Annotated in this window: 10 protein-coding genes; 4 read left to right on the plus strand and 6 right to left on the minus strand. The window is 72.6% G+C overall.

Features of this window, described 5'->3' with window-relative positions:
* The first annotated feature begins 447 nt into the window (after nt 1-447).
* The 4 genes from ACQKQD_RS28735 to ACQKQD_RS28750 all read left to right on the plus strand — a co-directional run bounded on the left by ACQKQD_RS28735 (nt 448) and on the right by ACQKQD_RS28750 (nt 5,478).
* The gene (locus tag ACQKQD_RS28735) at nt 448-2,064 is read left to right on the plus strand and encodes a GMC family oxidoreductase (RefSeq protein WP_427510253.1); all 1,617 of its coding nucleotides are present in this window, start codon (nt 448-450) and stop codon (nt 2,062-2,064) included.
* 334 nt (nt 2,065-2,398) lie between these two features.
* The gene (locus ACQKQD_RS28740) at nt 2,399-3,295 is read left to right on the plus strand and encodes a methyltransferase domain-containing protein (RefSeq protein WP_427510254.1); all 897 of its coding nucleotides are present in this window, start codon (nt 2,399-2,401) and stop codon (nt 3,293-3,295) included.
* Nucleotides 3,296-3,547: 252 nt separating this feature from the next.
* Nucleotides 3,548-3,892 carry a hypothetical protein gene (locus ACQKQD_RS28745; RefSeq protein WP_091978525.1) on the plus strand — a complete coding sequence of 115 codons (345 nt, stop codon included), beginning with the start codon at nt 3,548-3,550 and terminating at the stop codon, nt 3,890-3,892.
* 371 nt (nt 3,893-4,263) lie between these two features.
* Entirely contained in the window at nt 4,264-5,478 is a 1,215-nt protein-coding gene (locus tag ACQKQD_RS28750) for a DUF3095 domain-containing protein (RefSeq protein ID WP_427510255.1), read from the plus strand.
* Here the strand turns inward: ACQKQD_RS28750 and ACQKQD_RS28755 are convergent.
* The 6 genes from ACQKQD_RS28755 to ACQKQD_RS28780 all read right to left on the minus strand — a co-directional run.
* Nucleotides 5,463-7,289, minus strand: coding sequence for an SDR family oxidoreductase (locus tag ACQKQD_RS28755; protein ID WP_427510256.1), 1,827 nt, complete (start codon nt 7,287-7,289; stop codon nt 5,463-5,465). The two genes, ACQKQD_RS28750 and ACQKQD_RS28755, sit on opposite strands and share 16 nt — an antisense overlap.
* Nucleotides 7,286-8,005, minus strand: a complete 720-nt coding sequence (locus tag ACQKQD_RS28760; RefSeq protein ID WP_091927613.1) for a DUF4166 domain-containing protein — start codon at nt 8,003-8,005, stop codon at nt 7,286-7,288. The genes ACQKQD_RS28755 and ACQKQD_RS28760 overlap by 4 nt, the downstream gene beginning before the upstream one ends.
* A gap of 56 nt (nt 8,006-8,061) precedes the next feature.
* The gene (locus ACQKQD_RS28765) at nt 8,062-8,619 is read right to left on the minus strand and encodes a GbsR/MarR family transcriptional regulator (protein ID WP_056530495.1); all 558 of its coding nucleotides are present in this window, start codon (nt 8,617-8,619) and stop codon (nt 8,062-8,064) included.
* 237 nt (nt 8,620-8,856) lie between these two features.
* Complete coding sequence (gene copM, locus ACQKQD_RS28770; protein WP_427510257.1) at nt 8,857-9,249, minus strand: CopM family metallochaperone; 393 nt, start codon at nt 9,247-9,249, stop codon at nt 8,857-8,859.
* Between the two features lie 22 nt (nt 9,250-9,271).
* Nucleotides 9,272-9,637, minus strand: coding sequence for a hypothetical protein (locus ACQKQD_RS28775; RefSeq protein WP_020094869.1), 366 nt, complete (start codon nt 9,635-9,637; stop codon nt 9,272-9,274).
* Nucleotides 9,638-9,679: 42 nt separating this feature from the next.
* Nucleotides 9,680-11,758, minus strand: a 2,079-nt coding sequence (locus tag ACQKQD_RS28780; RefSeq protein WP_427510258.1) for an efflux RND transporter permease subunit, incomplete at its 5' end; no start/stop codon positions are given.

Genomic DNA, 11,758 nt, shown 5'->3' on the forward strand with positions numbered 1-11,758 from the left:
CATGATGACCGTCGTCGGCTCGGCCGGCGTGCTGATGGGCCTGTGAACCCGGCAGGATGCCGGCGGCCAGCCGGTAACGGACAACGAGACTGACGCGAGCGGCGGGGTGCGAGCCTCGCCGCTTTCGCGTGTCCTGCCGCTCGATCCGCCGATCCGCCCTGCCCGCTCGCCAGCTTGTGGCGCGGACGAAAAACCGTGTCCCATGTAACGCGCGCGGTCACGCGCCGAAATCCACCTGTAACAGAAGCATTGCGTTATCGATCCGCGCGTCGAACGCCGGGTGCGCGCCGCTTCGCGCGGCAGACCGATCGCGGCGCCACTGATGTTCCGGCAATCCCGACGAGGCGATTGCTGGAGCGCGGAGACGTGAGCGTCGGAGTTTTCTGCCCGATCCTCGATTGACCGAGATCGTTCCGATCCGCTGCTACAGGTGAGACCTTCCAGATCATGAGCACTTCAGACGCCCTCGACCGGGCCGATTTCGCGCGGCGGGCGGGGGAGAACCAGGCCCGGCTGACCGCCGACCTGAAACCGGCCTACGACTTCGTCGTCTGCGGCGCGGGCGCCTCCGGGTCGGTCGTCGCGCGGCGGCTGGCGGAGAACCCCGAGGTGCAGGTGCTCCTGCTCGAGGCGGGCGGCTCGGACGACGCCGAGGCCGTGCTCGATCCCGCCCTCTGGCCGACCAATCTCGGCGGGGCGCGGGACTGGGGCTTCCGCGCGGAGCCGAATGCCCACCTGAACGGACGCACGCTCTCCATGGCGATGGGCAAGGGCCTCGGCGGCGGCTCCAGCGTCAACGTGATGGTCTGGGCGCGCGGCCACCGGTGCGACTGGGACGCCTTCGCCGCCGAGGCCGGCGACGCGGCCTGGGGCTACGAGAGCGTCCTCGACATCTACCGGCGGATCGAGAACTGGCGCGGCGCCCCCGATCCGGCGCATCGCGGAAGCGGCGGTCCGGTCTGGGTGCAGCCCGCCTCCGATCCCAGCCCCGTGGCCCACGCCCTGCTCGACGCCGCGCGGGACCTCGGCATCCCGACCTTCGACAACCCCAACGGGCGCATGATGGAGGGGCTCGGCGGCGCGGCGATCACCGACATGCTGGTCCGCGACGGCCGGCGCGTCTCGCTGTTCCGCGCCTACGTCCATCCCTGGCTCGACCGCCCCAACCTGACCGTCCTCACGGACGCGCTCGTCCGCCACGTGACCTTCGACGGCCGCCGCGCCACGGGGGTCGAGTTCGTCCACGCGGGCGCGGTCCGGACGGTCGGCGCGCGTGCCGAGACGGTCCTGTCGATGGGGGCGATCCACACACCCACGGTGCTGATGCTCTCGGGGATCGGCGACCGGGACGAGCTCGGGGCGCTCGGCATCCCGTCGGTGCAGCACCTGCCCGGCGTCGGACAGAACCTTCAGGACCACGTGTCCTTCGGCTGCACCTGGGAATATGCCGACCCGATCGCGCCGCGGAACAGCGGCAGCGAGGCGACCCTGTACTGGACGAGTCGGCCCGGCCTCTCGGCGCCGGACCTGCTGTTCTGCCAGGTCGAGTTTCCGGTTCCGAGCGAGCAGACCGCGGCGCGCGGCGTTCCGGCCCACGGCTGGACGATGTTCGCCGGCCTCGCGCAGCCCGCCAGCCGCGGCCGCCTGCGGCTGCGGAGCGCCGACATGGCGACGCCGCCGGTCATCGAGGCGAACTTCCTGTCCCACCCGGCCGACGTGACGGCGGCCGCGGCCTGCGTCGATCTCTGCCGCGCCCTCGGCAACGCGCCGGCGTTCCGCCCGTACGTGCGCGCCGAGGCCATGCCGGGTCCGCTGTCCGGCGCGGCGATGGCGGACTACATCCGCGATGCCGCCGTCACCTACTGGCACCAGAGCTGCACCGCCCGGATGGGCCGCGACGCGCTGGCGGTCGTGGACGGGGCGCTCCGGGTCTACGGCATCGACGGCCTGCGGGTCGCCGACGCCTCGATCCTGCCCCGCGTGACCACCGGCAACACCCAGGCGCCGTGCGCGGTGATCGGCGAACGGGCCGCCGAGATGCTGAAGCGGGCGCACGGCCTGTAACGCCCGTCGCCGCAGCGAGCACGATCGGCGGACCGGAGGGCTCGCTCAGGACGCCCCGTCGCGCGGACATCGCACCGGCCGAGCCGGGCGTCGATCCCGTCCCCGGAATCGCGACGCACCGCGCCGTCGCGGACGGCCCGATCAGGCCGCGTGTGACGGCCGGAAGCGCTGAGGTCCCCTGAGCCGCTGTCGAGGAGCGCCCGGGTGGGTGATCCACGGGCTCAGGGTCGGGAAAGACACCGCGGATCCTTGCCCGGCCTCTTTCCGAGGATGCCGGGCCGTCCTGTTCGGGTGCCACGACGCGTCGTGGCGATCATCACTTCGGCGGTCGCGGATGGCTATCGACACGGTTGAACACACGCTGCGCGCAATGGGAAACGCGGCGCGAGGGCTGGCCGCGATCGGTGCGGCCCTGCGATTGCGGCAAGACGCGCGGGAAGGTGCGAAGGAAGACGCGAGGGTGGTCGATCCCGAGGTGGCGCGCCGACTGCGCGACGTGGTCGCCGCCGTCATCCCGGGCGGCCTCGGTGAGCTCGAACCCGAGCAGGTGTCCGCGCTCCTGGCATCCGTCACCCACGCGCTCGAGGAGGCGCGGGATCTGCTGGATCACCCGGAGCGGCCGCCGGTCTGGCAGGTTCGCGATCCCGCGATGTTGCAGGCTCAAGGCCAGGCGTCGCGCAGCGTCGTGCGGCGCCTCGCGGCCTTGTCGACCGAGCGCCCGTCGCTCGCGGCCGCACTCACCGGGCGCTTCCTGGATGTCGGCACCGGCGTGGGCGGCATCGCGCTGGAGGCCGCGGCACACTGGCCCTCGCTGCGGGTCGTCGGCCTGGACATCTGGGAGCCGGCCCTGGCCTTGGCGCGCGCGAACGTGGCGGCGAGCCCCTTTCACGGCCGTATCGAACTCCGTCTGCAGGATGTGACGCGGTTCGACGATTCGGCAGGCTACTCGCTGACGTGGCTTCCGGCACCCTTCCTCTCCCGGGACGCGGCCCGAACAGCGCTCGATCGACTCACGGCTGCGCTCGAGCCGCGGGGGTATCTGGTGGTCGGACTCTACGCTCCGCCGGCGGATCCCGCGGCCGCCGCGCTCGCTGCTCTGCGGCTAGCCCGCAGCGGCGGACATCTGTGGGAAGGCGCGGCCATGGAGGCTGAACTCCGCGCACGCGCCTTCACCGCGGTCGAGACTTTCGCGGGCCAGCCGGTCACGCTCGTGATGGGGCAGCGCCCGTAGAGCGATCGCACGCGCGGGGCCGACGCGGCCGACGTGGCGGCCAACGGCGCGGTCGACGGCGCGGACTGCCTGCCCGCCGCGGCGTCGGAGTTCGCGGTCGTCCCGACCGGTCGAGGTTCGGTCGAAGCGCGCACCCGAGCCCCCGCGAGGGATCCCGCGTCGAGCCCCGCGTCCGGGCTTCTGTGACCGGGATCACAGCGACCGGCCATCGGTCGGCGGCAGAGTACCTTCACCCCAACAGGGAGACGCACGATGAAGATGATCTCGACGAAGTTGTTGATGGTGGCGGGTCTCGCGGCCGCGACGTTGGCCGGTGGTGCCGCCAGTGCCGACGCCCGCGGGTTTGGCCGTGGCGGTTTCGGACACGGAGGCTTCGGCCATCACGGAGGCTTCGGCCATCGCGGGTTCGGGCACGGAGGCTTCAGGCACGGCGGGTTCGGTCACCATCGCCATTTCTACCACCGTGGATTCCGTCGGCGCTTCGGCGGGTTCAGCTGGGGCTATCCCGCGAACAGCTCCTTCCTCGGCCCGAACTTCGGCGACTGCCGCGCGATCTACAATCCTGTCTTCTTCGGCCATGAGCGCGTGTGCGGCTAGCTGAGCGACCATCTTCGACGGATCGCGTTTCCGTCACGCGATCGGCCGCCGCTGCACGCGCGGCGGCGGCCGGCTGACCGACTCCATCCCGCAACCCCTCGCTCCGACGACGGGATCCGTGACGGCGACCCCAGCCCCATCCGTCCCGGGGATGCCGCCCGACTCTCGTGATCTGAGCCGCATCGGCCGCGGATCGAGCGACAGCTCGTAGCGGCCGCGAATTCGGACCTCACGTGCCGCCCTCGCTTGAGGGCGGCACGTGGGCGTGGTGAGGGTTGTCTCACCGAGGATGGTATCGGTGACGCGATCCGGGCGCGTCACGGCGCCCTGGCGCTGCGCCGAGGAGCAGGGCGATGGCGGTGGGGATATCGATGGGTGCAGGTCAGGAACGCGAACCGGCGACACGCCGCGCGGCCCCGGATTTCTACGACAGCCTGCCCCGGTTCACCGCCTTCTCCAGCCTCATGGATCCAGGCCTCTACCGGCCCCTGCCCGCGGATTGGTGGCTCGGCGTGGCCGATGTCGTCGGCTCTCGGCAGCAGATCGGGCTTGGCCGCTACAAGGCGGTGAATGCGGCCGGCGCAGCCATCATCACGGCGGTCTCCAACGCACTCGGCCGGCGCGAATTCCCCTTCATCTTCGGCGGCGACGGGGCCAGTTTCGCCGTCGCCCCGGACGACGCGGACGCCGCGAGAGACGCGCTGGCGGCGACGGCCAGCTGGGTCCGCGAGGCGCTGCAACTGGAGCTGCGCACCGCTCTCGTGCCGGTCTCGGCCGTGCGCGATCGCGCGCTCGACGTGCGCGTGGCGCGCTACGCGCCCAGCGCCCACGTTTCCTATGCCATGTTCAGCGGAGGTGGGCTGCCCTGGGCAGAGGCGGCCATGAAGGCCGGCGACCACGCTATCGCACCGGCCGAGGCCGGCACCCAGCCCGACCTGACCGGCCTCTCCTGCCGCTGGCAGGAGATCCGTCCCCGGCACGAGCTGATGCTCTCGCTCATGCTCGTGCCCCAGCACAGCGGCGACGCGCCGGCCTTCCGGCAACTCGTGCAGGAGCTCCTGCAGAGGCTCGAGATCAGCGCCGAGGTCGCGCGTCCGATGCAGGACGCGGGACCGGAGATGCGCGGACCGTGGGCGGGACTGGATCTCGAACTGCGGGCGATGCCGGGCTCTCGCAGGAGCCGCTTCTGGGCCAAGCTCCGCCTCGCGGCGCGATCGATACCGGAATACCTGATCTACCGCACGGGCGTGCGGGTCGGCGCGTTCGATCCCGCCGTTCTGCGGCGCGAGATCGTGGGCAACACAGATTTCCGCAAGTACGATGACGCGCTGCGGATGACGCTGGATTGCACCCGCGCCTTCGCCGATCGACTCGAGGCGGAACTCGCCGGCGCGGAGGCGCAGGGGATCTGCCATTTCGGCCTGCAGCGCCAGTCGGCTGCGCAGTTGACCTGCATCAGCCCTCCGGTCCCCGGCAGCGGGCACATGCATTTCATCGACGGTGCCGGTGGCGGCTATGCCGCGGCGGCCGCAAATCTGAAGGGTCGCGCGGCCGATGGCGGTGCCTCGGCTCAGACCCGCCCGTGACGCGGCTCCGGACCGTGCCCGCTGCGGGACGGGGCGCGGGCGCGCGATGACGCGATCGGCAGGGCCGTTACCGACCCGGGATCCCCGCCGGGTGGCCGGGATGGGCCCTGTGCCGGATGTCCGCTCCGCGGCGGCGCGGTCGGCTCTGCGCCCGGGACGAAGCCGGATCGACGGCCCGCGCGATCGTCCGTGTCGAGCCAACCGCGGTAATGCACCACCAGCCCGACGCGTGGCAGGGCGATCGAGACGTCGAAGCGGAACAACCCCGCCTCCTCCCACTCGCGGGCGGCGGTGCGGGGTGCGAGCGCCAGCGGCAGGGGCAGCCGCGCGACGGACCAGCCGCGCAGCACCATGCGCAGGCCGCCGCCCTCGGGCGCGAGGTCGAACCTGAAGCGGAGCGGACCGAACCGCTCCACGACGCAGCCGCGCTCTTCGGAGAACGCGCTCGTGAACCGGCGACCGGAGAACGCGCGCGTCCAGCGCTCCACCCCGCGCGACTCGCTGAAACCGACGTGGAGATCGTGCGCGCCCGCGACCGGCAATCCGAGGAGCGCCGCGAGGCCGCGCGCGACGGGGTGGCGGCCCCGTCGCACGACGGCGCGGCCGTGCGCCCCCGCCTCGCGCAGCACGCCGTGCAGGGCCGCGACGCGCGGCGCGAGTTCGGCGAAGCGCGGACCCAGGACGCGCGCGTAGAGCGCATCGGCCTGTCCCGACTCCCGCACGTCGTGGCGGATCGACAGGCGCGCGAAGCTCGGCTCGAAATCGGACAGGTCGAGCGCGGTCCCGGCGTCGCGCGCCCCGGGCGCGATCGCACCGTCCAGGATCCGCTCGGCCAGGATCGCCGCCGGCAGCACCGGGATCTCCGGGCCATGACCGTCGGCCGCCAGGAGGGTCCAGCGCCGTTCGACGCGGCGCCCTGCGGCCGTGCCGAACATCCGGACGACCATGCCGGACCGATCCGAGCCCCAGCGCGCGGTCAGCCGCTGCGCCAGGAGAAGCCCGCGCGCGAGCCCCTGCAGGGAGGGGATCCAGCCCCAGCGCACCGGCCAGCTCGCGCACCAGAGGCCGATCGTCTGCACCGCGAGTTCGGTCCCGGCCCTGAAGCTGACCGCCGGCCGGCCCGGAAGCCGATCGGGCAGGAGGTCGAGGTCCGGGACGTCCGCCAGGGCCAGCCAGCGGCGGCCGAGGGACGCGCCGTCGGACAGGGCGAAGCGCTCGCGCCGCAACGCCTGCCAGCCGACAGCCGCCGACCAGCGCTGTCCGCGCCAGAGCCGGATCGGCCGGCCCACGTAGCTCAGGATGGCCGCGGCGACCGACGTCCCGGCGGTCGCGCGGTTCGAGGCGCTGATCGCGATCTCCACGGCGGTGACCGCCTCCATCCCCTGCGCCAGGCGACGGGCGACGGCACCGGACAGGGCGGGGACGCTCGATGCACCGGAGAGGATCGCGACGCCGGCCGCGCGTGCGGCGGCGTCGAGCTGGCCGATGCCGGTCACGAACGCCCGGCCGTCCGCGAGATCGAGGTACGGGATCGCCGCGGCGATACAGGCCCGGGGCGGATCGTAGCCGCTGCCCTGGAAGGGGCCGGCCGCATCGATCACGAGGTCGGGACGGACGCGTTCCAGCAGGGGCGCGACGGCACCGTTGCGGTCGGCCTGAAGGGGACGGCACGGAGGATGGGCCGCGCAGAACGCCTCGGCCCGCGCTAGGCGGCGGCCCGCGACGACCACGTCGTGACCGGCCTCCGCGAGCCGCCGCGACAGGCGAGCCCCGAAGCCGCCGTACCCGCCGAAGACCAGGATCGTGCTCACGCCGCCTCTCCCTGCCCCGCCGGCTCGGCGTCCTGGAAGACCGCTTCCTGGTGGATCAGCCGCCCGAACCAGGGGTGGGCGATGTCGAGGATGAAGCGGAAGGCGCCCGGCGTCGCGTCCCCGCCGGCATCGGCGTGGGTGACGGTGAGCGCGCCGGGGGTGAGCCAGCCCGGCAGGTGCAGGCGGCGCCCCAGGCAGGCGATGAAGTAGCGGTGGCTGCGAAACGTCAGCGCCCCGTCCTCGACCGCCACCGTGAGGCTCATGCCGACGCCGGCGCCGACATGCTCCTCCAGGCCGGTGGGACCGGCGAAGCGCTTGGCCGAGTGGATCACCTGCGGGAAGCCGGAGGCGCGGGCGTACAGCCGCGTCCAGACCTGACCGCCGCCATCCGGGTCCTCGGTGACGGTGACGACGCCGGCGCGGCCGGTCTGGCGTTCCAGAGGCAGCGGGCCGCCGACCAGCCGCGTCGCCTGCGCGACGAGCCAGCCGAAGCGGCTGACGTCCATCGCGACGACGTGGCCGACATAGACCGCGCTCGCCCCCTGCGCGAGCCGCTTCCCGAAGCGGCGGCGCACGGCCGGCGACAGGCTCGCCCACGCGCGTTCCGGGATCAGGGCCCGGAAGCGCAGGTCCAGCAGGTCGCCCGGCTCGGTGAGCGACCGGGCGGGGGAGAACGCGCGGGACGGCCCCGCATCGGCTCGACGGACATGTCCCATCGCGGTCACCTGGGCCCCTCGATCGGTCCGGCTCTCCGAGGACGACCCTCGGATCGTCACTCAGCCTTGGCCGGCAGGAACTTCACGATCCGGCCGCCCAGCCGGATGAGCTTGGCCAGCGTGCCCCGGGGCACGTTGAGCATCTGGCCGTACCAGCGCTCCATCGACTCGGTGAAGTCGAGCATCGCGCGCAGGCGCCGCTTGGCGACCGCCCCGAGCGCCGGGTCCGCGTCCGCTTCGGCGACGCAGGCGCGCAGGGCCGCGATGGCGGGATCGATCTCGCGCTCCTTGCGGCCGGCGGCGATGCGCGTGACCATCTCCCAGAGGTCGGTCTCGGCGGCGAAGTGGTCGCGGCGCTCGCCCATCACGGGCACGCGGCGGATCAGGTTCCAGCCGAGCAGCTCGCGCAGGGAATTCGAGACGTTCGACCGCGCGATGCCGAGCATGCCGGCGATGTCCTCGGCGGCGAGAGGGCGCTCGGAGAGGTAGAGGAGCGCGTGGATCTGCGCGACCGAGCGGTTGACGCCCCACTGGCCGCCCAGATCGCCCCAGTGCAGCACGAAGCGCTCGACCGCAGCCGGCAGGGGACTCGGCATGTCTGTTATTTCTGTCATGACAGAAATAACAGACCAGAACGAACACGCTGTCAAGCGGCCGGGATCGCGGGCTGTCGACGCTCGGCCGGGTCCCGGTCGCGCCGCCAGGGCGGGACTGGGCATCCCGTCCCGCGCCTGACCGGGAACGGCGCCCGCGTCAGGCGCGGGGGCGCCTCGCCCCGCTCCGGCGCGGCGTGAGGCACCTCCATCGGGGCGGGCCGGAACCGCCCCGGTCTCCGGTCCCGGCGCGGGCGGCTACTGGCCGTGCCGCTTCAGCCACGCCTCCATGTCGGAGATCTCCTTCTCCTGATCGTCGATGATCTTCTGCGCCATCGCCTTGGTGGCCGGATCCTTGGCGTGCGTCAGCGCGACCTTGGCCATGGCGACCGCGCCCCTGTGGTGCGGGATCATGTGCCTGCGGAAGTCGACGTCGGCATCGCCGGTATAGGGGATGTCCATGTCCTTCATCATCGCCGTGTCGGCGGCCTTGAACGCCTTGGTCGCGGCGTCGTCCTTCGGGTTCGGCTTCATCGAGCCCATGTCCTTGCCGGACATGGAGCCGTGGTCGTGCATGCCCTGCGCCAGGGCCGCCCCGGCCAGCCCGGTCGACAGCAGGGCGGCGGCGAGAAGGGTGCGGAGGTGCGTCATGGATCGTTCTCTCCCGGTGGGGTCAGTTGAACTTGCCGCTGGCGGTCGCGCCGTCCGGGCCGGTGAGCTGCACCGCGCCCTTGGGGCTCGCGCCGAGCGCGGTCGCGGCCTTTCCGGTCATGCGGTTGCCGTCGGCGGGCTCGAGCGGCACGCGGGTCGGCTTGCCGCCGACGACGAGGATGGCGGTGCCCTTGAAGCCGGCGGCCGGGACCGGCTTCTGGCCCTCGTCGGACAGGAACACGTCGACGGCCTCGCCCTTGGCGACGAGCTCGACGTGGAATCTGCCGGCATCCGTCACACGGCCGCCGTGCTGGCCGGCGGTCTCGTGGGCGCAGACGGCGGACGCGGCGAGGAGGGCGGCGATCAGGGCCAGTCTCGGTAGGATCATCCCGGTTCTCCTGGGTTGTGCGGATCAGTTGGGTTGTGCGGGTCAGTAGGCCTCGGCCGGGCGCGGGCGCGCGCCGTCCGGGGATGGGTGGGCCGGCGTGTCGGCGTGGAGGGCGCGCAGCCGCTCCAGCGGCGCGCGGCCGAAGCGCAGGAACAGGACGGGGGTCAGGACGGTGTCGAGCAGCGTCGCGCTGACGAGGCCGCCGAAGATCGTCACCGCCACCGGGTGCAGGATCTCCTTGCCCGGGCTCGCCGAGTCGTAGAGCAGCGGCACCAGCGCGACGCCGGCGGCGAGCGCCGTCATCAGCACCGGGGTGAGCCGCTCCAGGCTGCCGCGCACCACGAGGTCGGGCCCGAACGGCACGCCCTCGTGCAGCGACAGGTTCAGGTAGTGGCTGATCTTCAGGATGCCGTTGCGCGCCGCGATGCCGGTCAGCGTGATGAAGCCGATCATCGACGCCACCGACAGCGGCTGCCCGGCCAGCCACAGGGCGACCACCGAGCCGATCAGCGCCAGGGGCACGTTGCCCATGATGATCAGGGCGAGCGCCGCCGACCTGTAGCGGCTGAACAGGATGGCGAAGACGAGCGCCAGGGATACCGCGGAGAGCACCGCGATGGTCCGGCTGGCCTCCTCCTGCGCCTGGAAGGTCCCCTCCAGGCTGGTGAAGAAGCCCGGTGGCAGCGGCTCTTTCGCCACCGCCTCGCGGATGGCCGCCACGACGGTGGCCATGTCGCGCCCGCCGTCGGTGTTGGCCTGCACCACGATGCGGCGCCGGGCGTTCTCGCGCAGGATCTGGTTCGGGCCGTCGGTCTCGCGGATGTCGGCCACCTGGCGCGCCGGCACCCAGCCCGAGGGCGTCTCCAGAAGGAGGTCGCCCAGGCCCGCGGTGGTTCGGCGGTCCTCGGACAGGCGCAGCACCACGTCGAAGCGGCGCACGCCGTCGACCACCGTCGAGACCACGCGCCCGTTCGAGAGGCGGCTGATCTGCTCGACCACGGCCGCGGGCTGCACCCCGTAGAGGGCCGCCCGCGTGTAGTCGACGCGGACCTCGAGCTGCGGGATGCGGACCTGGCGCTCGACCTGCAGGTCGGCGAGGCCGGGGATCGCCGCCATCCGGTCGCGCAGGGCGTTCGCGATCCGCCGCAAGGCGTCGAGATCCTCCCCGTACACCTTGAGCGCGATCTCGGCGCGCACGCCCGAGAGCATGTGGTCGAGCCGGTGCGAGATCGGCTGGCCGACGTTGACGGCGACCGGCAGGGCCGCGAGGCGTCCGCGGATGTCGGCGACCAGCGCCTCCTTCGGGCGCTCGGCACCCGCGTCGAGGGCCACCTCGATCTCGGAGGCATGGACGCCCTCGGCGTGCTCGTCGAGTTCGGCCCGGCCGGTGCGGCGGCCCACCGTCCTCACGCCCGGGATGTCGAGCAGCAGCTTCTCGGCGATCAGCCCGACCCGGTTGCTCTCGGCGAGCGAGATGCCCGGGTTGAAGGTCATGTTGACCGTGAACGAGCCCTCGTTGAACGGCGGCAGGAAGGCCCGCGGCAGGGTCCAGGCCGCCACGCCGGCGGCGACCACCGCGACCGCGACCGTGCCGACGAGCAGGCCCTGGTGCCGGAATGCGACCCGCAGCAGGGCGGCGTTGCCGCGTTTGAGCCGCTTCAGGAGACGGCTGTCGTGCTCCTCCAGCGTCTTCAGGCCGGGCAGCAGTAGGGACGCCAGCGCCGGGGTCAGAGTGATGGAGGTGAGCAGGCTCGCCAGGATGGAGATGATGTAGGCCTCGCCCAGCGGGGCGAAGAGGCGTCCCTCGATGCCCGACAGGGCGAAGAGCGGCACGAACACGAGGATGATGATGAGCGTCGCGTAGACGATGCCCGAGCGGACCTCGTTCGAGGCCTCCACCACCACCTGGAGCACGCCTCTCGGGTTGGCCGCCCGCCGGTTGTCGCCGAGCCGTCGGTAGATGTTCTCCACGTCCACCACCGCGTCGTCGACGAGCTCGCCGATGGCGATGGCCAGCCCCCCGAGCGTCATCGTGTTGATGGACAGCCCGAACAGGTGGAACACCGCCGCGGTCGTCAGCACCGAGACCGGGATGGCCAGCAGCGAGATGGCCGTCGTCCG

Origin of the sequence: Methylobacterium sp. NPDC080182, assembly GCF_050281105.1 — a bacterium.
Classification (GTDB): Bacteria; Pseudomonadota; Alphaproteobacteria; order Rhizobiales; family Beijerinckiaceae; genus Methylobacterium.